The organism is Paenibacillus sp. FSL R7-0179, assembly GCF_038002265.1.
Classification (GTDB): domain Bacteria; phylum Bacillota; class Bacilli; order Paenibacillales; family Paenibacillaceae; genus Paenibacillus_AQ.
Window position 1 is genome coordinate 3,179,561 of sequence record NZ_JBBOCC010000001.1, and the last position, 23,388, is coordinate 3,202,948.

At 51.4% G+C, this 23,388-nt stretch carries 16 protein-coding genes; 11 read left to right on the top strand and 5 right to left on the bottom strand.

Going from position 1 to position 23,388, the window contains the following annotated elements; translation table 11 throughout:
* Positions 1-379: 379 nt before the first annotated feature.
* Complete coding sequence (locus tag MKX63_RS14030) at positions 380-1,573, bottom strand: IS256 family transposase (protein WP_341016497.1); 1,194 nt, start codon at positions 1,571-1,573, stop codon at positions 380-382.
* Between the two features lie 686 nt (positions 1,574-2,259).
* Here MKX63_RS14030 and MKX63_RS14035 point away from each other — a divergent pair.
* The 9 genes from MKX63_RS14035 to MKX63_RS14075 all read left to right on the top strand — a co-directional run bounded on the left by MKX63_RS14035 (position 2,260) and on the right by MKX63_RS14075 (position 15,740).
* Positions 2,260-3,363, top strand: coding sequence for a hypothetical protein (locus MKX63_RS14035; protein WP_341017778.1), 1,104 nt, complete (start codon positions 2,260-2,262; stop codon positions 3,361-3,363).
* A 28-nt stretch (positions 3,364-3,391) separates the two neighbouring features.
* The gene (locus MKX63_RS14040) at positions 3,392-4,510 is read left to right on the top strand and encodes a hypothetical protein (protein ID WP_341017779.1); all 1,119 of its coding nucleotides are present in this window, start codon (positions 3,392-3,394) and stop codon (positions 4,508-4,510) included.
* Positions 4,511-4,722: 212 nt separating this feature from the next.
* Positions 4,723-5,952, top strand: a complete 1,230-nt coding sequence (locus MKX63_RS14045; RefSeq protein WP_341017781.1) for a hypothetical protein — start codon at positions 4,723-4,725, stop codon at positions 5,950-5,952.
* A gap of 65 nt (positions 5,953-6,017) precedes the next feature.
* Positions 6,018-7,232 carry a hypothetical protein gene (locus tag MKX63_RS14050; RefSeq protein WP_341017782.1) on the top strand — a complete coding sequence of 405 codons (1,215 nt, stop codon included), beginning with the start codon at positions 6,018-6,020 and terminating at the stop codon, positions 7,230-7,232.
* A 573-nt stretch (positions 7,233-7,805) separates the two neighbouring features.
* The gene (locus MKX63_RS32560; protein WP_445323501.1) at positions 7,806-9,590 is read left to right on the top strand and encodes a hypothetical protein; all 1,785 of its coding nucleotides are present in this window, start codon (positions 7,806-7,808) and stop codon (positions 9,588-9,590) included.
* A gap of 638 nt (positions 9,591-10,228) precedes the next feature.
* Positions 10,229-12,013, top strand: coding sequence for a collagen-like protein (locus MKX63_RS14060; RefSeq protein ID WP_341017783.1), 1,785 nt, complete (start codon positions 10,229-10,231; stop codon positions 12,011-12,013).
* Positions 12,014-12,104: 91 nt separating this feature from the next.
* Positions 12,105-12,989, top strand: coding sequence for a glucose-1-phosphate thymidylyltransferase RfbA (rfbA, locus tag MKX63_RS14065; protein ID WP_341017784.1), 885 nt, complete (start codon positions 12,105-12,107; stop codon positions 12,987-12,989).
* 279 nt (positions 12,990-13,268) lie between these two features.
* Positions 13,269-14,510, top strand: coding sequence for a collagen-like triple helix repeat-containing protein (locus MKX63_RS14070; protein ID WP_341017786.1), 1,242 nt, complete (start codon positions 13,269-13,271; stop codon positions 14,508-14,510).
* A gap of 99 nt (positions 14,511-14,609) precedes the next feature.
* The gene (locus MKX63_RS14075; protein WP_341017788.1) at positions 14,610-15,740 is read left to right on the top strand and encodes a glycosyltransferase family 2 protein; all 1,131 of its coding nucleotides are present in this window, start codon (positions 14,610-14,612) and stop codon (positions 15,738-15,740) included.
* A gap of 68 nt (positions 15,741-15,808) precedes the next feature.
* On the opposite strand, the gene dmpG is transcribed toward MKX63_RS14075, so the two are convergent.
* Genes dmpG through MKX63_RS14090 form a run of 3 tightly spaced genes read right to left on the bottom strand, consistent with a single transcriptional unit; the run spans position 15,809 to position 19,478 of the window.
* Entirely contained in the window at positions 15,809-16,810 is a 1,002-nt protein-coding gene (gene dmpG, locus MKX63_RS14080; RefSeq protein ID WP_341017790.1) for a 4-hydroxy-2-oxovalerate aldolase, read from the bottom strand.
* 2 nt (positions 16,811-16,812) lie between these two features.
* Positions 16,813-17,712 carry an acetaldehyde dehydrogenase (acetylating) gene (locus tag MKX63_RS14085; RefSeq protein ID WP_341018641.1) on the bottom strand — a complete coding sequence of 300 codons (900 nt, stop codon included), beginning with the start codon at positions 17,710-17,712 and terminating at the stop codon, positions 16,813-16,815.
* Positions 17,709-19,478: a thiamine pyrophosphate-binding protein gene (locus tag MKX63_RS14090; protein ID WP_341017792.1), complete on the bottom strand. Its 1,770-nt coding sequence runs from the start codon at positions 19,476-19,478 to the stop codon at positions 17,709-17,711. The genes MKX63_RS14085 and MKX63_RS14090 overlap by 4 nt, the downstream gene beginning before the upstream one ends.
* Before the next feature lie 221 nt (positions 19,479-19,699).
* Between MKX63_RS14090 and MKX63_RS14095 the strand changes: the two genes are divergently transcribed.
* Both MKX63_RS14095 and MKX63_RS14100 read left to right on the top strand, forming a co-directional pair.
* On the top strand, positions 19,700-21,145 hold the full coding sequence (locus MKX63_RS14095; RefSeq protein WP_341017794.1) for a glycosyltransferase: 1,446 nt from the start codon (positions 19,700-19,702) through the stop codon (positions 21,143-21,145).
* A 103-nt stretch (positions 21,146-21,248) separates the two neighbouring features.
* Entirely contained in the window at positions 21,249-22,691 is a 1,443-nt protein-coding gene (locus MKX63_RS14100) for an amino acid permease (RefSeq protein ID WP_341017796.1), read from the top strand.
* On the opposite strand, the gene MKX63_RS14105 is transcribed toward MKX63_RS14100, so the two are convergent.
* Entirely contained in the window at positions 22,688-23,299 is a 612-nt protein-coding gene (locus MKX63_RS14105; protein ID WP_341017798.1) for a LysE family transporter, read from the bottom strand. The two genes, MKX63_RS14100 and MKX63_RS14105, sit on opposite strands and share 4 nt — an antisense overlap.
* Positions 23,300-23,388: the final 89 nt, after the last annotated feature.

A 23,388-nucleotide genomic window follows, 5' to 3' on the forward strand; every position in this document is an offset into this window, starting at 1 on the left:
CAGTCAGGATCAGCATGAAACTAAGCTGATCTTGACTTTTTTATTGTATAGGAAACTATAGTTTCCTGCTGCTGCGGCAGAGGTGTGTGTAGATTTGTGGATAAGAGCTCTTGGAATGATTCGGAGGTAGGCTTAGAACCTATAGAATGGGAGGGTACAACGGCCTATGAACCAAATGTATGCGAAAAACAGCATACATTGTGCCCGCAAGCAGGGAAATGGACCGAATGTATGGCTAAAACAGCATACATTGTGCCCGCAAGGGTAGCGTCAAGAAGTTTGTGTAAGAGAGTAGAAGTACCTCCCCCGGGTTACGGGTTGGGGTGCAGTGTTTCTGGGGGGAGGGGGAACCCCGACCCCCAGAAACTGGATTTCTCTGCTACGCCTCTTCCGGTGCGGGTAAAGAGGGGTAGCGTGTTTCGAATAGCTCTTTTAGCTTCTTTTTAACGGCATCCATGCCAAAGCCTTGGGCGACCCGCCCTGCATGACGTTCATTGTATTCCAGCATCTCCAGGTACACGATTTTCTCTGCCGCATCCATGTTCGTCAGACTGTTCATCGGTTTCAGACGCTTGCGGATTTCCTTGTTCATCCGTTCGATGGGGTTCGACGTGTAGATCGCTTTACGGATCGATTCCGGATACTTGTAGAACGTCAGGAGTGTGGATAACTGTTCCTCCCAGGACCTCATTTCCTTCGGATATAGCTTGTTCCACTTCGCTTTGACCGTATCAAAGTTAGCCCGGGCTACCACTTCATCCGGTGCGGTATATACGGTTTTCAACGCTTCAAGGACATCAGTTTTGTGCTCCATCCGGATTTTAGGGAACGTGGCCCGCACTTTGTGCACTACGCAATGCTGTACATCTGCCTGAGGATAGGTCTCTTTAAACGCCGCATCCAGCCCCGGTAGTCCGTCAAACACACCCAGCAGGACTTCCTGCGCTCCGCGGTCGTACAGGTCTTTGAGTACCTCCCGCCAGCCATTCGAACTCTCTTGGCCGCCCACGTAAAACCCGAGAATTTGACGCTGTCCCTCCTCGTCAATCCCCATCGCAAAGTAGACCACTTCGCCACGGACCGTGCCCCGTTTCAGCTTCACGTACAGCCCATCCAAGTAGATCACGGAGTACCGTTTGCTCAGGGGCCGTTTCTGCCACTGGTGGATATCGTCCAGCACCGTAGCCGTAATATTGCTGACCGTGGTGGGGGAGTAGTGGCTGCCAAACATACTTTCAATGAACCGGGCCACATCCCGCGTGCCCATGCCCGATTTATACATTTGGATGACAGCCTCTTCTAACCATCCGTCCCGCCGCTGGTACGGCTCAAACATCTGCGTCTGGAAAAGGCTTTGGCGGTCCCGGGGCACCTGAAGATCCTCGATATGGCCGTATTTCGTGTGTAAGTCTCGCGTATAATAGCCGTTACGACTATTACTGGCACCCGCTTCTTCACTGTCCATAAACCCCTGGATTTCGGCGCGCAACAGGCGTTCCATGTTGTCTTTCACAAAATCTTTAACAAGTTTTTCAAATAGATTATTCAGAGAACTTTCGGGTAAAATATTCATTGGTAGGGTTCCTCCTTGGTGGTTTCGCAATCCCGAGGATACCCTACTTTTTTGGTGTCTGACTAGACTCCAAATCTTGGTACACAACTTACTTTACGCCATCCCCGCAAGCAGGGAAATGGACCGAATGTATGGCTAAAACAGCATACATTGTGCCCGCAAGCAGGGAAATGGACCGAATGTATGGCTAAAACAGCATACATTGTGCCCGCAAGCAGGGAAATGGACCGAATGTATGGCTAAAACAGCATACATTGTGCCCGCAAGCAGGGAAATGGACCGAATGTATGGCTAAAACAGCATACATTGTGTTCGCTCGCAGGTAATCTTATTCACCCGTTAGGGTGATTTTGTTCAAATAAAAGAATGAATATGTTTCACACGATAACTTATCCTTATATTTCTCGCTGAAATGATACCGTCCTTAAAAGGACGGCAAAGCTGTTTCTACTTGTTGATCAGGAATTATGATGTTCGTTGGATTGAATAAGTTGTGCGCGTAGGCGCGTGAGCCGGATGTGGTTGAAAAACCGACCATAATAGTGATGCCGCAGGCGTTTTGTTCCTTTATTAAACATTAAGAAAGAAAAAAGGGATTTTCCTTAAATAGCTTGGACGGATTAACGAACCATTTATTCTGAACGGCATATGATGGACTATTCTAATCAAGAAAGGAGAGGATTGATTTGTCTCAAGCCAATCTGCCGAATATTACACCAACCATTTCTCTCACCAGAAATGACGCTATCAATATGATGCTATCGGCAATCGCGATGGAAGAACTGGGACTTAGCCATGTCATTAATGCAGAAGGAGAGAAGCTGCAATATGCACTGGGTACTCTTCCTGGAGTAACCGCTCCGGTCGTGAACATTTCCAATCTTCAGGACATTACTTCAAGCATAAGGAATATGCTGGGGGAGACGGTTAAAAGTGCTTGGTTACAGACCAGCCAACTAGAGAGTCTGCTTGCAGCACCTGTGGATTACGGGGCTACCGGAGTAACCGGACCAACAGGTCCAGACGAAGGTCCACCAGGTCCAAGAGGCCTGCCCGGTGTAACTGGAGACACCGGAGATGAGGGTGCTACAGGGGTGACCGGCCCCACCGGCGCTATTGGTCTAACCGGTCTGCCAGGTTTAACCGGAACCACAGGTCTCACAGGTGAAACAGGAGTGACTGGTGTGACTGGCATGACCGGGCTTACGGGTCTAACCGGAGCTACTGGTCTAACAGGAGAAACTGGACTTACAGGGCAAACGGGTGCCACGGGTCTGACAGGGTTAATGGGTCTGACCGGGGAAACGGGCGCAACCGGAGCGACTGGTCTTACCGGTGCTACAGGCTTACCTGGCGTCTCCGGTGTGCCTGAAATAGACCGGCTGGTATCTTATGTTACTGGAGCAACTGTAACTGCAGGTGATCCAGTGGTGTTTACCGATGACGGAGCTAATTCAGGTACGAGCATCTTTCGTGCTGGAGCAGGAACATTTAATTTACTGAATAATGATGTGGGGGGTGTAAATGAGCCTGCGCTATACTATGTCCAATATTCAGCAAATGCAGTTTCTGCAGCAGGCGCCGGGATGGACCTCGGGCTGCTTCTCAACGGAACCGGCATTGATGGAAGTCAGGCAACATCCGCTATTCTAGGAGCTCCAAATGTAGTGAAGGGCGGAAGCGTCTTTCCCACAGTTACAGCCGAGAATCCTAATACACTGGTAGTGTCAAATTTGGGGGACGATCTCACCAATCTCTCTGCTACCATCTCAATCATTAAATTGCTCTAACCCATCTTAATACAGAGGAGTTGATTCCATGTCTCAGGCGAACCTGCCTAATATCACCCCAACGATAAACATTAGTAGGGATGATGCTGTCAACCTGCTGCTGTCGTCCATTGCGATGGAAGAATTAGGGCTTAGCCATATCATTAATGCCGAAGGAGAGAAGCTGCAATATATCCTGGGCACCTTACCCGGGGTTACAGCTCCCGAGGCGACGATTGGCGAAGTGCTGGCTATGAATGATAGTGTAAGAAATATGATGCGCGACATTGTCAAGAAGGAATTTATTCTTACCAATAAGCTGGAAACAGTACTCTCAGCTTCTATAATGGTAGGTCCCACAGGGGCAACCGGTGTGACGGGGGATCCGGGTGGCCCTCCAGGACCCGTAGGAGCTCAAGGTATTGCCGGAGAACAAGGTCCAATAGGCCCCACTGGGCAAACGGGAGAGACGGGACTTACCGGCTTAACCGGACAGACGGGAATCACAGGTTTTACTGGGCTGACTGGAGAGACCGGAGAGACTGGTGACATGGGTTTAACCGGGCTTACCGGCTTAACCGGCTTAACCGGGCTTACCGGCTTAACCGGCTTAACCGGGCTTACCGGCTTAACCGGGCTTACCGGCTTAACCGGCTTAACTGGCTTAACCGGCTTAACCGGCTTAACCGGCTTAACCGGCTTAACCGGGGCGACTGGTGATACAGGAGACGCCTTCTTTGCCGACTATAGTTCTGCAGTAGCCAGCGAAGCTACTGTGGGTTCACCTGATGCAGTGATATGGAATGAACCAGGTCCGCAGAGCGGAAATATTATTCTTGATACGAATATTGGTAATTTCTTTGTACTACCGGTGAATTCTACTATTTTTGTGCAATTTTATGTCAGTGGGCAGAACCCCCTTGACCCTGCTGGCCCGATGGTTTTCCAGTTATATACCACAGATTTAACAGGAGCACGGATTGATGCTGTTGAAGGGGGAGGTGCAAGCTCAGATATAGCAAATACTTCTATAGCAACCGTGTCCGGCGGAGCTATTGTAGTGACAGACGCAACCCAGGTCGGCTTGGGATTGTTCAATGATACCGGAGAGCCTATCGGAGAAGGTATACCCGTTAATGCCAACATCCAACTGATCCGAATCAATTAATATATTTGGAGAGCAGCAAGGCGTCGAGAATCCAATTTCGGCGTCTTCGTTGCGGGTACCATGTTGCCGGACTTAGTGGAGATAAATAAATATCTTATATAACGGACTTGGACAATCTGGCTGCTGCATAAGCTGGAAGTGGAAGTGCTTGCGGCAATACTGCCTTTCTGCGAAGCAGCAAAATAGGAAAGAGAAAGAAGGGTTGTGACGATATGTCATCATTGATTCCGGTTGAACTGGGAAATCCGGGAGCAGCAGTCAGGCTGAGTAGTCCTGTATTGCTGGAAGTTGGCCGTCCCTTATCCCAAATTGATTTCAGCGTACCACTGTCGTTCAAGCCGGTTGCGTCCGGCAGTTATCACTTAATTATCGAGTTGTCTGTTCTGAAGGACGGTAAGGTTCTTCATACCCTGTCCGATCCTTATATAGGCACCGCTAATTCAGCGGGTAGTATCTTATCTGCCGATGTGAATGCAAGCATCACTGGCAGTTTCGGCCAGGGGGAACAGCATTTTGAACTGGAGCTAAGGGTGTTGTCCTATCAGAATATCGTGTCGAGTCCACTGTTGGGTGTCCCGGCTATATCCATTCAAGCCTCCTCTGTGCTGGCTGAAGAGGTGGGTCCTACAGGGCCAACCGGCCAGACGGGGAATCCCGGCAACCGGGGGGTGACAGGGACGACGGGTACGCAAGGACCGGTTGGGTCCCCGGGGAGCACTAATATTGCAGGAACAACAGGGCTGCGGGGTGCAACAGGAGCAACAGGTGTTGTAATTAACCTAGGGAGTGACACAGGGCCAACAGGGTATACAGGCGTGACCGGTCCAGGTATTACCGGCCCAACCGGTGCGACAGGGATCGGGGCAACCGGTCCAACAGGTCCAGGTCCAGCCGGACCTACTGGAGCGAGTGGAGCCAAGGGAGTGACCGGCCTTACCGGCCCGGGATCAAGCATTACCGGCCCAACCGGACCGACCGGAGATACAGGTGCTCCCGGGTCCAGCCGATCCTTGCCGGTGGTCATAAGTGATGATTTGCTGGTAAAAGATCCAGGCCCAAATCGAGGGGCTCTTGTTGTTGGTAAGCTTCCACCGTTGCAGATCGATGCGGCTGACCGCTGTGTCCTTATTGAGGGAGCACTACAGATCAGCTTCGGCAATCCGCCTAACAATTCTTTTTATAATACTATAATCTATCAAGTCCTGCGAAATGGTCAGCCCATAAATCCTCCACATTTCTGGTTATTACGGTACAGCTACAGCGGTGCAGACATTTCCATTCCCTCGACTGCCGGGTTGGCTTACTTCGATATCGATGATAATCCGCCGGTTGGACCTACCGAATATACACTGACAGCGCAGATATTTGACAGCTCAATTAACACAACAATCAGCTATACGTCGCTCAATGCATCCGCAAAAGTGTTTCTGGATGGAAACTGAGCTTGTACCAATGAATTAATTATGCAGCAAAGAAATGTATCTTAGGTATAAGGAGTTGAGTGTACGTGACGGAGATCTATTCGTCGCTTCTTCTGGGAAGCGGCAACGTGCTGGTTCTTACGGGCATACGGACGGATGTGGAGCAGCAGATTGCGAACGCAGAATTACGGTTGGCTCTTCCTGTGCTGCTGGATATCCTAAGTCCGGGGGTCTATCGGCTGCATCTGGACTATGAGTTGCGTAGAGGTAATGCGCCTGTTGCAGCGGGTGTTGTAACGGTTGAGTCGCAGACCACCGCTGCAGGTTTGATCCAGGCTGAAGCAATCATAAGATTCAGCGATCAGTTGCCTGCGGGAGTGCATCGATATGAACTTAGGTTGAAAGGGCTGCCTGATCAGAATATCGCTTCAGATATCCGGGTTGGCTCGCCGCTGCTGCAGACCGGCCCGGGTCCGGTCATCTTAGCGGGTCCAATTGGTCCTAAGGGTCCAACAGGCAATACAGGAATGACTGGTCCAACGGGCTACCAAGGACCTGAGGGGTTTCCGGGAGATCCTGGTCCTTCACTCCCCGGAGCGGCCGGAGGGACAGGTCCTACCGGGGCAACGGGAGCAACTGCATATAATGGAGGATCTCCCGGACCGAGAGGGGCTACGGGAGTCACCGGAGGAAGTATTATTGGCCCCACCGGCAGAACTGGAATCGGAGCTGTTGGAGCGACAGGAGTGGGAGCAGCAGGAAATACAGGATTTACTGGCTGGACTGGAGCGACAGGTGCCCCCGGTCCGGCCGGATCAGGGAATGAGACAGGAGCCACGGGGCCTGCGGGAGCCAAGGGACCAACAGGAGCGGCAGCGGACGGTTCCTATATTCCAACCCTGATCTATAAAATTAACTCAGTATTTTTATCTCTGCCTCAATTTAATATGCCTGTTAGAGTTGTATCACTTCCGGTGAGTTCCACGGATATTGGACGCTGCCAAATTGCCGGCAGTGTGGAGCTCCGCTGGTCAGGCCCACATACTCAACTGTCTCCCAATCAGGGTCTGAAGATTGGATTATTTCTCAACGATAGTGACGGGAATACCTACTATCAGTATGGGAATTACAGTGGAATACAAGGAGTCCAAATGATACAAAATATACCATTTATAGCTATGTATAGTGGACCTCCAACGACGATGTATCTTAATCTAGTGACTACAGCCGATGTAAATGATCAGTGGAGTGTAACAGTCATTGGTACCTTAACTGCAACCGTTATTCCAGATAATGTATGATTTTGCACCTTTTAAAGGAGTGGTGGAGTTATGTCTAATCTTACGTCTCTTCCTTTAGGAATGCCGGGGATAGCTACTCATCTGGCAGAGACACTTGAAATCGCAGCAGCGCAGCCTCAGACACAGGTAACTTTCCATATCCCGCTTGTCTTCTATAACCTCACGACCGGCCCGTCAGAGCTAAGGATTGAGCTGGAGACCCGCCTCTCCGGCAGTCCCGTTCAGACTCAGCTAGTCACGTTGTCCCATAACGGTACAGAGGAAGCAGCCAGAACGCTGCAGGTTACAGTCAATCATCCGGGAGATTCGGGAACGTATGCTTACATCATCCAGGCCCGAGTGATTAGTTATAGTAACATTAAGGCGGATCCCCTAATAGGAAGGGCTGTTGCCGGAATTGCCTCGATAACCGCAATTAGAGCGGATACAGGAATAACCGGCCCGACTGGTCCGACCGGTCCTACAGGGTTAACGGGCTACAGAGGCTTTGATGGGGATGGGGGACTCCATGGGCCAACGGGGGCGACAGGGTACGGGATGACCGGTCCAACTGGTGATTCCGGAGCAACAGGAATGGATGCTACCGGGGGAACCGGGGGGGCTGCCGGCCCTGCCGGTCCGACCGGCCTGACGGGGCCGACGGGTGCAGGGGCGACCGGTGTCACTGGCCCGGCTACAACAGGAGCAACAGGCGGAGGCCGCAAAGGATTAACTGGCCCGCGGGGAACTACAGGATTACCGGGAGAACGGGGAGTGACCGGTACGGGTGAAAAAGGTCCTACCGGCCCTGCCGGATTCACTGGAGCACGAGGAATTACAGGAGCAACGGTTCCACCTGTCCAGTATCAGTATTCAGTAGACCCCATTGGTCTGACCTATGACTTTCAGTCGGTTCTCACCTTACCTCAAGTTACCATTAACGAGGGAGCGAATGTGTTATTGCAAGGGCATATTCAGGTAACTTTCCTGCCGTATTTAACCGCCATAAGGGTTCCTATTGTGGTCAATGTTCTCTTCAATGATCTGATAATTCAAAGCTACTCCTTCTATTCCATTCAACAGAGCTCGGATAGCTTCCCCTTCGGAGAGCGGGCCAGTGAGGACTGCCCGTTCAGTCTGACGCATTATGGAGCAGGCGGGACCGGATCATACTCCTTGCAAGTGAAGTTAGATCAGCCTGTGCAGGATGGTTTAGATTTAAGAGTGGAGAACAGTTATTTATACGCGGAACAGGTTGAGCAGGAAGGTGCTTTTGCGGGTGTATCTATAGCTTATTATCTTGCGGCCGGCGGGGTTCAAATTTTCGATGCAGGGATGAATTCAATCAGCACCGTCTCGATGTACGATAACACCGTTAGACCATCCAATTCCATCTACGCCGCATCGGTTGACGGGAATTATATCTACTATGCTGTATCCGATATGTTGTATCGCTTCAACATACAGGAGGAGACAGTAGACAGGTCAATCACTTTGGAGAACGGAATGAAAGCTTCTGATCTGCTGCTGCTTCCGAACCAGAGATATCTCTTCATCTCAGACGAGGCCAGCGCTAAAACTCTAATATATGATATTAATAATGAAAATTTTTATAAAACTCTTAATTATCAAACCAATGTTCTATTCTCCGCAGCTTCTCCTGACAACAAGTATGTCTTCTTTTATATATACTCTACCCCTTTTTCGGGTAATTACACGCTGCCAGTCTATTTTTATAATATTGAATCGGATGTATACATTGGGCCTCTTATGCAAGTACCGGATCCTTCATCACAAAATGTATCCTTTTCGAATCCTCTGGGAGTGACCCCTGATAATGAACAGGTGTGGCTTACTGCTAATGAACCTTCCTATTATTACAATTATCTCGAGTTAAGTAATATAAATTTTCTTGGTTATGGGATCACAGGGGACTCTGCTCAAACCTCAGGCTTGGTTCATTTGAAGAATGGCGATTCTTACGTAATGGGGCGCGGATTATCAGAGAACAATGTGACCGGAATAACCCGGTTTCGTAAAAACACCAAACTAGAGACTTACCCTGGTACGGATGATCAGTTCGCAATAGTTCTTTCGCCTGATGAGCGGTGGATCTGCATCCAGGGAACCCAGGAACTGGTCCTCTTCTCGACCAGTGAGTTCACAACACGCAGGATCCCGTTGACAGACTACACCTTCCAAGGAGGCATTAATTTCACCCGGGACAGCCGATATGTTGTAGTTATAGGGACCCAAAAAATTTATTCAATAGATGTGGTTTATCTGTACGTTCAATCCGTAGAGCTTTCAACTGACCCTTCGAATCAGCCGCTGCCGTATACCCTTTCCAGCGGTGTCTATAAGGCGCAAAGCAAGTAAAAAGGGGCTAGTGCCTGCAAAAGCATCTTAAAACAACTCCTTTAACCGGCAGGTTTAGGGAGTTGTTCTGTGCCGATGAAAGGAGTGGCGAAGATATGTCGAATCTTACGTCTCTTCCACTGGGAACGCCGGGACCGGCAATCCATCTGGCAGAGACACTTCAAATTACAGCATCTCAGCCTCAGACACAGATAACTTTTCATATCCCTCTTATCTTCCAAAGCCTCACAACTGACCCATCCCAACTGCGGATCGAACTGGAGACGACGTTCTCCGGCAGTCCCGTTCAGACTCAGCTGGTCACGTTGTCCCATAACGGTACAGAGGAAGCAGCCAGAACGCTGCAGGTTACAGTCAATCATCCGGGAGATTCGGGAACGTATGCTTACATCATCCAGGCCCGAGTGATTAGTTATAGTAACATTAAGGCGAATCCCCTAATAGGAAGGGCTGTTGCCGGAATTGCCTCGATAACCGCAATTAGAGCGGATACAGGAATAACCGGCCCGACTGGTCCGACCGGTCCTACAGGGTTAACGGGCTACAGAGGCTTTGATGGGGATGGGGGACTCCATGGGCCAACGGGGGCGACAGGGTACGGGATGACCGGTCCAACTGGTGATCCCGGAGCAACAGGAATGGATGCTACCGGGGGAACCGGGGGGGCTGCCGGCCCTGCCGGTCCGACCGGCCTGACGGGGCCGACGGGTGCAGGGGCGACCGGTGTCACTGGCCCGGCTACAACAGGAGCAACAGGCGGAGGCCGCAAAGGATTAACTGGCCCGCGGGGAACTACAGGATTACCGGGAGAACGGGGAGTGACCGGTACGGGTGAAAAAGGTCCTACCGGCCCTGCCGGATTCACTGGAGCACGAGGAATTACAGGAGCAACGGTTCCACCTGTCCAGTATCAGTATTCAGTAGACCCCATTGGTCTGACCTATGACTTTCAGTCGGTTCTCACCTTACCTCAAGTTACCATTAACGAGGGAGCGAATGTGTTATTGCAAGGGCATATTCAGGTAACTTTCCTGCCGTATTTAACCGCCATAAGGGTTCCTATTGTGGTCAATGTTCTCTTCAATGATCTGATAATTCAAAGCTACTCCTTCTATTCCATTCAACAGAGCTCGGATAGCTTCCCCTTCGGAGAGCGGGCCAGTGTGGACTGTCCATTCAGTCTGACCCATTATAATGCGTCAGGAACGGGAGTGTATTCCTTACAAGTGAAGCTAGATCAGCCTGTACTGGATGGCTTCGATCCAAGGGTGGACAATTGCTATCTTTACGCGGAACAGATTGAGCACGAAGGTGCTTTTATTGGGGCATCCAAAGTCTATTTTGTGGCTTCGAGTGCAGTTCAAGTTTTTGACGCTGAAGAAGGCTCAATTAAATCCGTCCCGCTGGATAACACTGATCTTCCTAGAAATAGTTCCTTTTCCTCCTATGCAGCCTCACCGGACGGCCGCTATATTTACTACTGCTTCGGAGCAGGAGATAAGCTGTACCGTTTCAACACGAAGGAAGAAACAGTCGATTTGAGAATTAATTTGATTCCTGCCATGAATGCCTCGGCTATGCTGCTCACACCTGATGATAGATATCTCCTTATCTGGGAGGGGAAGGGGGTCCGATTCTATGATCTGAAAAACAACTTTACATTTAACAGCCTAACGTTGGATTGGAATCTTTGTTACGCAGCAGCCTCACCTGACAGCCGATATGTGTTCTTCTTTACGGAGTTTGGGAATGTTCATGGTTATGAGATTGAGACGCAGAAGCTTACTTTAAATATCTTCTCATACGTTATGGCTAATGCAGGATTGCTGACTGGAACGAATGTTCTAGGAGTTTCGCCCGACAGCAAGGAACTATGGGTTACTCCTGGAATAGGATCAGATTATTATCTTTACGCAAAGATTGGAGACTTTAGCAATACTGGAAGCGCTCCGAACGCTCCTAATCCCACTGGCGGTATCCGAATACTGAAGAATAAAGATGCTTATGTACTGGATATCGATTTATTTGTTTCAGATATCCCCCGTCGAGTCAGTCTTATTAACGGTGAGCGAGACCTGGTGAAAAGCTGGGAGATTGGAAATGATAGTATTTATGGAGAAATTTTTCTGTCACCGGATGAGCAATGGGTAGCCGCTGCAACGGACTGGATCGGAAGTATATTACTGATCTCGACGGTTGATCACAGTGAACGACGTTTTTCATTAGGAGGTAGTTCAGATCCTAAAGTTATTGGTTTTACAGGGGACAGCAAATATATATTCGCTTTTATTGGCAGTAAGTTTATGACAATAAGTATGAAGGACTTCTCCGTCCAGAGCTTCGATTCAAATGGACTCTACCCAGACAGTAACTCCGTATCCAGTGGAAGATATGAGTCGCAGAGCCGTTTAAGAAGGGAGTAGGTCGGATAGCTTCTCTGGAGGCGAGATTACCCATTCAGAATGGTATTCGATACAAGTTGTTCTGCCTCTATAAGTTGGGAGCGTGGATATTATGAAGGGAATTATTCTGGCGGGAGGCTCGGGAACAAGGCTCCATCCGCTGACGAAGTCGATATCGAAGCAGATTCTGCCGGTGTATGACAAGCCGATGATCTATTATCCGCTGTCTGTCTTAATGCTGGCAGGCATTAGGGATATCCTGATTATCTCGACTGGAAGGGACATCCGGCTGTTCCAGGATCTTCTGGGCAATGGCGAACAACTGGGGCTAACCTTTCAATATGCAGTGCAGGAGCAGCCGCGCGGACTTGCGGAGGCGTTCCTGATCGGTGAGGAATTCATCGGCACAGAGCATGTGTGCATGATTCTGGGTGACAATATCTTCTATGGACAGAGCTTCAGCTCCATTCTGGAGCGGGCTGCCAGGCGGCGGGAGGGTGCCACGATCTTCGGCTGTCGGGTACAAGATCCTTCCGCCTATGGTGTCGTTGAATTTGACAATACGGGCAGAGCTGTGGCACTGGAAGAGAAGCCCCTGTATCCCCGCTCTCATTATGCAGTGCCAGGTTTGTATTTCTATGACCGGCAGGTTGTGGAGATTGCCAGGCATATTAAGCCTTCCCGGCGCGGTGAGATTGAGATTACGGATGTCAACCAGGAGTATTTAAGCAGAGGACAATTGAACGTGGAATTGTTCGGCCGGGGTATGGCCTGGCTCGACACCGGAACGCCGGACTCGCTGCTGGAAGCGGCCAATCTGGTGGAGACTGTCCAGAAGCGGCAAGGGCTGTACGTGGCTTGCATTGAAGAGATTGCTTTCAATAAAGGATACATTACCAGAGAGCAGCTTCTGGAGCTGGCAAGGCCGCTGCGTAAGCTGGCTTATGGGCAATACTTGACCAGCCTGGCTGAAGAATCCCTGATTGCGGGCAGTTGAGTTAATGGCATCTATGAGAGATATTGAGCATTAACCGCGGACACATTCCGGACTTGGCGCATATATTGGTATTCACAGAGCAGAGGAGATTTGGTGGGAGTAATGGAGCCCATTGTGAAGAGGCTACCCGCTAAGTCCACACCAAACCTGTAAGCTTGAATACTACTATATTAATCATTAAGTATGCTGCTGACCGGGGGATCCTTGTACATGCAGACTTAGCATGGTTCCCGGCGCATACTGGAATGAAATCCAATTCTATAAGGATGTGACCATGTAATGGCTTTCTTGTCAACAGGGCCTATTGAGAATAACCCGGTGAATGGAGTGAGACCGACTCAGCAGGTTACCGTGAAGATTGATAACCGCAGCCAGGCCTCAGCGTATTCACTCACCATTCAGGGTTATCAATTGACCGGCGGAACGAGAGTGATGTACGTAAGCGAATTGCTCAATATTGCAGCGAATCAGGTTATTACGAAGAATTACTACGCCGACGTTAATGCGTATGAATTCACGTTTATTACATCACCGAATTCCTCGGAGGAAGTTGAGCCGGTGCAGATCTCGCTATGGGGCAAGAATTCATCGGGGCAATTGGTAACAGCACACCGGTTAGTAGCGGAGGAATTGTTGGGTGCTGACAAAGGCAGCGGCGGCGGAGCAACAGGGCCGGCGGGAGCTACGGGCCCAGCAGGAGCTACAGGCCCAGCAGGAGAAAGGGGACCGGCAGGTGAGCCTGGGCCAGCAGGACCCATCGGCCCCACCGGTCCGGGAGGGGGAGATTCAGGGGCTACTGGACCTACAGGGACCTCAGGAGCCCCTGGACCTACAGGAACAACAGGAGAATCTGGACCTACAGGGACTACAGGATTCCAAGGAGCTCAAGGAACCACAGGTCCCGGCGGAGGAGATCGGGGAGACACAGGACTTACAGGACTTACAGGACTTACAGGACTTACAGGACTTACAGGGCTTACAGGAGTCACAGGGCTTACAGGATTGACAGGAGCCACTGGAACAACTGGTCCCATATTGGCAACTGAAGGCTTCTCTGTACTCTTGCCAACCTTGGTGACTGGAACCACAGCAACATTTGTCGGTTGGGAAGAAACGGCACCATATTACGGCAATGCGGCATTTGACGCGGTACTGGGTGAGTATACCATTCCAGAAACAGGCAGATATTCTATTGAAGCCACTGTCAACTTTGCCTTTACCGCAGCGATCGGCGCTGCTTTAGACCCGGATGTGAATCCGTCTTTAGTAGTCCAGAGAACTGCGCCAGCTCCGGCAACAGATCTGGTGACCGGATTATTACCGGTACTGGATGTAGCTATTGGAGGAACTTTAACTCTTAGAACACTTCTTAGAAGCGGTTCTGTCACCTTGGCAGGTGAAGTCGAGCTTACAGCAGGTGATGTTATCAGCCTCATCTATCAGTCTAATGGTTTGGCGCTGGATGTGGATCTGGGTGCTACAGATTCTGGTGTAGTATGGTCTGTTCACAGATTAACCTGATCCTGGAGGAGCCTGGTCAATGATTCAGCAAGCTTCAGAACCATCCTTCACGGGATGGTTTTCTTTATTTATATCTGATTTTTCTCAGGAGGCGGGAAGATGGAAGCAGAGCAGCAGGGCCTGTTCAGTCTGTGTATGATTGTAAAGGACGAAGAAGCGGTGCTGGGGCGCTGTCTGGATTCGGTCAGAGATCTGATGGATGAGATCATCATTGTGGATACAGGATCGGCTGATCGGACCCTCACTGTTGCGGGCTGGTATACAGAGAAGGTATTTACTTATTCGTGGGATGAGGATTTCGCAGCGGCCCGCAACTATTCCTTTGCACAGGCGACAATGCCTTATGTATTCTGGATGGATGCCGATGAGCTGCTGGCGGCCCGGGAAGCGGAGAAGCTGGCCCGGCTGAAGCAGCAATTGGCGCATGAACAAAATGGTGTGGAGGTGATCTGGATGGGGACCCGGCTATTTTCCCGGCCCTCCCAGGCTGCTTCAGCTCTCGTACCGGTGCCTTCAGAGCGTCGCCCCCGAATTGTCAGAAACGGATGTTTCCACTGGCAGGGCAGGGTGCATGAGAAGCTTGAAGTTGGCACAAGCGCCGCCATGAATACGGATATCTGCATTGACCATCGTCCGTCCGCCGTCCATACGGAACGTAACCTGCAGATTATGAAGCGCTGGATCGCTGAGGAAGGCGAAGCTACAGGGACACTGCTCTTCCACTATGCGAATGAATGCTTCGATGCCCGGGACTATCGAGCTGCTGCAGCCTCCTATGAAAAACTGTTACAAGACCCAAGCAACAGCAAGGATGAACGGATTACAGCTTGTCTGCGGCTGTCTGAATGTTACCGGGAGCTGGGCATGGCGGAGCTTAGGCTGAACAGCCTCTTCCGTTCGTTCGGCTTCGGGCTGCCCCAGGCGGATGCCTGTTGCAGTGTCGCCGGGTTCTTCGAGGAGCGCCAGGAATGGGAAGCTGCCATCTATTGGTATCTTCAGGCAATCGCCCGGCAGGCCGCCGGACCAGGAGAGCGTCCGGTCTCCCAGGCCTATTATACCTGGATGCCTCATGCCCTGGTCAGTCGTTGCCTGGCCGCTGCAGGAGAATGGCAGCAGGCTTACCAGTATAATGAGCAGGCATTAGCTTATCTGCCGGGTGACCAGGTACTGCTTAGCAAGCGAAAGAAATTGAAGCAGGTTCTAGAGATGAGGCGAAATAGCCCAGAGTAATAAAAAAGCAGGCGGCCGGGAGATTCAAGCTGCCTGCTGTATTTATGTTGTTGAAATATATAACAAGGTCAAACCTGCTGTGACAGGGTCAGAGCGGCCTCAAGAATCAAGTCCTCCTGCCCGGCCACAACCTTGCGGCGGCCAAGCTCCACTATGACCGCCTTAGGATCGACATGGTATTCCTTGGAGATTCGTTCCACCGGCTTCACGAAGCCGGAGAATACTCCAGCCATACCGCTTATAATACTCATGCTGCCGAGCTTAGGGGGCTTGGCGAAGGCTGTCTCCGCTTGTTCGGCCATTTCCAGCAAGGCATAGAGTTCAATTCCGGTATTCCAGCCAGAGTGGTGCAGCGCTGCAACCAGCACTTCCAGCTGGGCATTGCCTGCTCCGGCACCGAATCCGCGGGCGGTGCCGTCGAGGATGGTTGCCCCTGCCCCGGCGGCAGCCAGTGAATTACCGATGGCGAGGCCGAGATTATTATGGGCATGGAAGCCGACAGGGATATCCAGGATGCTGCGCAAGTATTGAATTTTCCCGGTTACATCATTGGGCAAGTAAGCTCCTGCGGAATCCATCAGAATAACGGCCTGTGCCCCGTAGCTGTGCATCTTCAAGGCTTCAATGCCCAGAACTTCAGCGGATGCCATATGGGACATCATAAGCACGCCGTAGGCTGTTCGTCCCTGATTACGCACATATTCGATATGACGTTTCGTCAGATCAGCCTCTGTACAATGAGAGGCGACGCGCACGATATCGACCCCCAGCTCCAATGCTGCCCGCAGATCACGGTTAATTGTAGCAAACCCGGGGATGACATGAATAGACAAGAGCGTATGATGGAGATTGCTTCTGCAGATGGACAGCATCTCTGCATCGGACAGCAGGCTCTCGCCAAGCTGGAGGGAGGAGGCACCGAGCCCGTTGCCGTGACCGACCTCCAGCACGGCCAGACCCGCCTTCTCCGCCAACCGGGAATAGAGGTCCAGATGCTCACGGGTTAACTGATGCTTCACGGCATGTGAGCCGTCCCGGAGCGTAGGATCGCTAATGATCAGTGGGTGCATGTTCATTCTCCTTTGTGTACAATCAGCGAGCGTCTGGCATATTCTTCGGCCAGGGCGATCGCTGCGCAATTGATAATATCCAGATTTCCGGCATAGGCGGGGAGAAAGTCACCGAGCCCTTCAACCTTGACCATCATGGCGATTCTGCCGTTCTCAATTACAGGTGGAACAATAAGCTGATAGCCGGGCACATAGTGCTGGATTCGGGTAACCATCTCCTCTACTGCCCTAGTAAGACTCTCCATATCGGGCTCAGGGACAACAGCGAAGAGCGTTGTCTGCATATCAATGCTGGGAATCGCCGGATTCAGATTAAGAATGGCCTTGGCCTTCCCGCAGCCGGTATAGCTGCGGAGCGCATCCTCTGTAGCTTCGATGTACTCATCCAGATTGATTCTTGTAGCAGGTCCTGCGCTCAGCGAGGCAATGCTGGATACCACCTCTATATACGATACTTCCTGCTGGGACCGTGCGATGGCATAGGCCAGGGGTACAGACGCCTGCCCGCCGCAGGTAATCATATTTACATTGTCACTATTAAGGCTCTCCCGCAGGTTCACAGCCGGGATGCACGTTGTGCCCAGTTGTGAGGGAGTCATATCAATCACGAACTTGCCCAGTGCCTTCAGCAAGGGATAATGACGGGTATGGGCAGCGGCCGAAGTGGCATCGATCACAATATCACAGCATCCGGGATTGTCGAGAATGGCATCGATGCTTCTGTCGGACACCTGAATACCAAGCTTCCTGGCAAGCTGAAGTCCTCTGGATTCCGGGTTTCTTCCTGTGAAGAGGGTGCAGGTCAGGTACTCGGAGCGGAGAACCTTGATGAGCAGATCGGTGCCGATATTGCCGCTTCCCAGAATGGCAACGTTCAGCGGATTCGTGTGCATAGCAGTCACTCCAAGCAATTAGATTGGTATTCCTCCCGCGGGAGAAAAGGAAACATATCATCATAGGCTGTAGATACCATCGTTCCATCCTCCAATTGGCGGGAGGATACCCGGGGAATAAGCAATTGATCGGTTGGTGTCATGATCTCGCAAATCATCGGTCCCGGGAGCCGGAACAGCTCCGCGAGCTGCTCATCCAGCCCATTAAGCTGTTCAATCCTCATATAGCCGAAGTCAAATGTCTCAGCCATCCGCTCGAATGGAACGAAGCTTACCCCGGAATCTGGTCCTTCTCCCAGATAGCGCCCGCCCATAAAGTTAGACTGGGTGTGCCGGATCAGCAGATATCCGCCATTATTGAGCAGAATGAACTTCACGGGGAGCTGATGATGGCGGATGGTCTGCAACTCCTGCAGGTTCATCTGAAAAGATCCGTCACCTGTAATACAATAGACCTCTCTGCGGCCGGCGGCTACCGATGCACCTATCGCTCCAGGGGTATAGCCCATAGTGGATAATCCGCCTGTGATGATATGCCGTTGCCCGGCCTTCACCTTGAAGGCCTGGGCATGGACATGGAAGCAGGAGCCGGTATCCACGACGAACAGGCCATCCTCCGGTGCAAGCTCCGAGAACCGGGTCATGAAGCGGTAAGAATTGATACCTCTGCTGTCATCGTCGTATTCAGGCAGGTTCACAGGATAACGCCGCTTCCAGAACTGTGTCTGACGGACCCACCCGGCATAAGAGGGATCTCCGCTCCATAATGCCGTAAGCCGGCTGAAGAAATCACGGGCCTCCCCCTGCACAGGAAGGTCTGGGACCACTGAGGGCTTATTCAATTCCTTGGCATCAATATCCACATGGATCTTGAACGCATTCTTGGCGAAATCGGCAAAATCATATCCAACCAGCCCGATGCCAAGCCGGCAGCCAACGGTCAGCAGAAGATCGCAGTTCTGCACGGTGAAGTTCGCCGGGCGGTCACCATAAGTACCGGGGCGGCCGACAAACAAGGGGTGCTCATGGTCCATCAGATCCATTCCCAGCCGGGAGGTCAGCACGGGAATTCCGGCTGCTTCCGCGAATTCATGCATGGCTTCTACCGCATCTCCCTGCCGGACGCCTGCCCCTGCCAGCAGACATGGCCGTTTGCTGCGCTTCAGCGCATCCAGTACCTGCTCAAGCACAGCATCCGTAATCTCTGGTACTATGAGGAGTGGTTCTGTGAAGCCTGCATAGTCATCCGGGTCAAAGGTTGCGCCCTGCAGGTCCACCGGCACCTCCAGATAGACTGGACCTACGCGGCCGTTCTTGGCCAGATAGATACATTTCTCCACTTCATAGCGGACCTGAGAGAGATTCTCCAGCCTGACGGCATATTTGGTAATCTGGCGAAAAATATCCAGAGAATCGAAGCCCTGAAGGGCGAATTGCCGCGGTCCTTTTACCTGGGCAAGCGCAGTCTTGGAATTCCCGCCGACAACAACCATTGGGGAAGAATCGACGTACGCGCCGGTTACACCTGTAATGGTATTCAAAGCTCCGGGCCCTGCTGTAACGTAAGCGACGCCAAGCTTGCCGGTCATCCTTCCGTAGGCCTCGGCCGCCATAGCTGCTGCCTGCTCGTGATGGCAGCAGACATACTCCTGCCTGCCATGCTGGTAGAGCGCATCGGTCAGGTGCATAATCATTCCTCCGGTGACCAGAAATACGGTCTCCCCGCCTTCATCATATAAAGAGTGCGTTATATAATCCGCTACTCTCATTCTCATTCATGCTGCCTCCTTTTAAGAACACAACTATACCCATGCCTGCCTGCGTTTACTTGATAAGCTTATTTATATGCGGATGTTGCAGGAATAGGTCCATAAGATTCGCTTCATCCGGATTTTCCAATAGATCTGCCGGTTCCACATTTGGCTGTTAACGAATACCTATATGTAAAACGAATACCTATATGTAAAGTGTTTTTATCGAAAAGGGGGCTCTTCTCATGGACGCTACACCATCACTTCTGAAAGAGACAGGTTATATATCACGTCCTTCCTGCGTGTCAATAGGTCCTGACGTAACAGTACAGGGAGGGTATTACTGGAACATTGTTGAGCAGGATTCGGTTAATCTTCCCCAGTTAACGATCGGGTATGGCAGCCAGATAGAGGCTGGTTCGCATGTCCAATGCGGCCATAAAGTCCACATAGGCCGGAACGTGAAGATCGGGCCCTATGTCAGCCTATCAGACCACGCAGCACATTCAAAACATCCGGGTTATCCAACCTGGGCCAAACCAGAGAAAGATCCCAGACCTGCTGGAGAGCTAATGATAAGGGATGGAAGCATAATTGGAGCACATTCTGTAATTACTGGACCCATTATGATCGGAATATTCTGCATTGTAGAGCCTCATAGTGTGGTTGTGGACAATGTTCCCAGCTTTTGCCGGGTATCGGGCAATCCGGCCATAGTTACGGAAGTATTCGTTCCTGAACTGCTTGATTGGGTTAAAGTGAGCAGCGAGGAGGAAAGAGAATCAGCCCTTGCCAGCCGCCATGGACATCCATTGCTGTCTATTGTGATGCCGACATTTAACCGTGCACGTCATCTGAACAATAATCTCCATTCGATTTATACTCAGATCTGTGATGGGGATTTAGTAGAAGTAGTGATCTCTGACAATGCCTCTTCTGATCAAACACAACTGGTAAGTGCGGCATACACGAGACTTTTCTCTAGCGCACGATACAGCCGAAACGCGGAGAATATTGGCGCTGACCGTAATATTGCTCTTGTCAGTACCCTGGCTAAAGGTAGCTTTATCAAGCTGCAGGGAGACGATGATTACTGGATTGATGGGGCGCTGCCTGATTTCTTAGGGATTATTATGAATCATTTGGATTGTGCACTGATTCACACGAACCAGTTCAAATCTGATGGACAGGTGTATTGTCTGGAGGGTGGTGATAACTTTTTGGCTCTTACAGGTAATAATGCGGTGTCTATGACTATGAATACTATGAAACGTTCCGTTTGGGAGCAAATTGGTGATAAACTGAAATTTGGTTACACGAATCTCAATCACTTCTATTGGTTCTATGAAATTCTCATCAGGAACCCTAAATTCTGTATCATCAACCGCAATCTGCACAGGGGTGCAGGAATAGCTCCAATGGGATACAACGTAGGAGAAGTGGGGATTAAGAATTATCTGGAAGCAATACAACATTACGAAGGCTCGCTTCTCAGCAGTGAGGCTATTCATATGGCAAAGAAACGGCACTTGTATAAAGTGCTTCTCCGGGTATACGAAATCATTGTGAAATACAATCTGCCAAGCGATGTATCCAATTTTGAAGATTATTACACAGATTCTTACGCGAATGAAGATTATTACGAAGATGGCCTGATGAAGCTGCGGCAAATTTCAGCGTTACGCCCATGAAGAGAATACTCTGGCCCGAAAACTAAATTCATGAATCCCCGCCCGCAGGGAATTATAGAGTGTGAGAAACCTCTCTAATTCTGACAAGATAAGGACGGAGTTCATGAAGCAGACTTCTGGATCAACGGGCAAAGACAAGAAACTGAAGTGGTGGCAGCTCAGTCTGCTCGGCATTGCGGGGACGATCGGGACCGGGTATTTCCTCGGCTCGGGGCTGGCGATCTCGATGGGCGGGCCGGCGGTGCTGCTGGTGTACCTGCTGGCGGCAGCGGGAACCTATGCGGTGTTCGATGCGCTGGCGCGGATGACGGCGGCGCAGCCGGAGCAAGGCTCGTTCCGCTCCTATGCGAAGCAGGCCTTCGGGGATTGGGCGGGCTTCGGCAGCGGCTGGGTATACTGGTTCTCGGAGCTGCTGATTATGGGCAGCCAGCTGACTGCGTTGTCCATCTTCTCACGGTTCTGGTTCCCGGGCGTACCGATGTGGATTTTTGCAGCGGGGTATGCGGTAGTCGCTCTGGGAATTGTATTCTTCGGCAACAAGGGCTTCGACCGGGTGGAGAATGTGCTGGCCGTCATCAAGGTGGCGGCTATTCTTATGTTCCTGGTGATAGCGGCTATGCTGCTGGCAGGCTGGATCGGCGGCGGCAAGTTCACCCCGAAGGTTCCGCTCAGCTATAAGGAGGTGTTCCCGTCCGGGGGCATTGGGGTATGGTCCGCCTTCATCTTCGCCTTCTATGCCTACGGCGGGATTGAGGTGCTGGGAATTATGTCTTACCGGCTCCAGAAGCCGGAGGAAGCGCCGAAGGCGGGGAAGGTGATGCTGCTGGGGCTGGGAACCGTTTATATTTTGTCGATTGGACTGGCGGTGATTATGGTGCCGCTTAGCGCTTTTAACCCGAAGGAAAGTCCGTTCGTACTGGCTCTGCGCAGCGACCATCTGGCCTTCGTGCCGCATCTGTTCAACGGGGTGCTGATTATCGCCGGGTTCTCCACCATGACGGCGTCATTGTACGCGATTACCTCGATGATGATTACGCTGGCCCAGGAGGGAGATGCGCCCAAGGTGTTCTCCAGGAAGTGGAAGGATAAGTACCCGCTGCTGGCGCTGTGCCTGATTGCAGGTGGTCTGACGGGTACGGTCATTATGGCTCTGCTGCTGCCGGGAAAAGTATATGAATATGTCACCACCGCCGCCGGGCTGATGATTCTGTATAACTGGGCGTTCATCCTGCTCTCCTCGGGCAAGCTGCTGAAGCGGGGCGTGCTTAGCAGTGTGAAGCGCTGGAGCGGGCTGGTGCTGATTCTGGCTGCCGTTACAGGCACCCTGTTCCATAAGCTCAGCCGCCCGGGCTTCTATATCAGCCTGCTGATCGTAGCTCTGATTGGGTTAAGTGACTGGATGCTCCAGCATCACCGCAGTAAGCACGGGCAGGAGGCAGCGGAACAGGAGCAGCGCCGGGAAGTGCAAGCGGGAAGCTTCCACTCCTTGCCGGGCGGACCCGGCTTCCGGATTAAGGGCATCCGGCTGAGGAAGAACAAGATCTAATGGAAGAACAGCAGCCGGGCAGCCTGAATCCCGAAATAGCAGCCGAAGCCGACCAGTGACAGGCCGGACAGGACGGAGATAGCCTTCAGCACCCGCGAAGTCAGGAAGGAGCGGAATAGGCTGGAGGCTGCCGCCATGGTCACATCCCAGAGCAGGATGCCGAGGACAATAGCCCCGCTGTAGATCAGGAGCTGCTGCATCGGGTATTCGTTCACCGCTTTGGCCAAGATAGAGCCGTAGATTCCGAGCCAGAACAGAATGGAGAGGGGATTAAACAGCGACATGAGGAATCCCGATACGAAGGATTTGGACAGGGAGACCCCGCTGCCTCTTGTTTCTGCCGCCGTAATCTCTCCCGAGTGCATGATGCTCTCGATCCCGGTATAGACCAGCACGAAGAAGCCGAACAGCCACAGGAAGGCCTTGATGAACGGAGCATCCAGCAGATGAATCATCCCCAGATAGACCAGCAGCATGTAGATAATATCGGCACTGATGGCTCCAAGACCCACCACCCAGGCGGGCATGAAGCCTCCCCGCAGCCCCTTGTCCAATTGTGCAGCATTAATAGGGCCTATAGGTGCTGACAGGGATAATCCCAGCACCATATAACCTATGAAAATGTTAATGATGTCCTCCTCCTTTATTCTATATAGATAGCTTATTCGGCAAGAGGAGAGAATAGGACAACCAGACC

Excerpts from the sequence above, each read along its gene's own strand:
- MKX63_RS14030 (WP_341016497.1), bottom strand. The coding sequence starts at position 1,573 with ATGAATATTTTACCCGAAAGTTCTCTGAATAATCTATTTGAAAAACTT.
- MKX63_RS14040 (WP_341017779.1), top strand. The coding sequence starts at position 3,392 with ATGTCTCAGGCGAACCTGCCTAATATCACCCCAACGATAAACATTAGT.
- MKX63_RS14045 (WP_341017781.1), top strand. The coding sequence starts at position 4,723 with ATGTCATCATTGATTCCGGTTGAACTGGGAAATCCGGGAGCAGCAGTC.
- MKX63_RS32560 (WP_445323501.1), top strand. The coding sequence starts at position 7,806 with ATGGATGCTACCGGGGGAACCGGGGGGGCTGCCGGCCCTGCCGGTCCG.
- MKX63_RS14060 (WP_341017783.1), top strand. The coding sequence starts at position 10,229 with ATGGATGCTACCGGGGGAACCGGGGGGGCTGCCGGCCCTGCCGGTCCG.
- rfbA (WP_341017784.1), top strand. The coding sequence starts at position 12,105 with ATGAAGGGAATTATTCTGGCGGGAGGCTCGGGAACAAGGCTCCATCCG.
- MKX63_RS14070 (WP_341017786.1), top strand. The coding sequence starts at position 13,269 with ATGGCTTTCTTGTCAACAGGGCCTATTGAGAATAACCCGGTGAATGGA.
- MKX63_RS14075 (WP_341017788.1), top strand. The coding sequence starts at position 14,610 with ATGGAAGCAGAGCAGCAGGGCCTGTTCAGTCTGTGTATGATTGTAAAG.
- dmpG (WP_341017790.1), bottom strand. The coding sequence starts at position 16,810 with ATGCACCCACTGATCATTAGCGATCCTACGCTCCGGGACGGCTCACAT.
- MKX63_RS14090 (WP_341017792.1), bottom strand. The coding sequence starts at position 19,478 with ATGAGAATGAGAGTAGCGGATTATATAACGCACTCTTTATATGATGAA.
- MKX63_RS14095 (WP_341017794.1), top strand. The coding sequence starts at position 19,700 with ATGGACGCTACACCATCACTTCTGAAAGAGACAGGTTATATATCACGT.
- MKX63_RS14100 (WP_341017796.1), top strand. The coding sequence starts at position 21,249 with ATGAAGCAGACTTCTGGATCAACGGGCAAAGACAAGAAACTGAAGTGG.
- MKX63_RS14105 (WP_341017798.1), bottom strand. The coding sequence starts at position 23,299 with ATGGTGCTGGGATTATCCCTGTCAGCACCTATAGGCCCTATTAATGCT.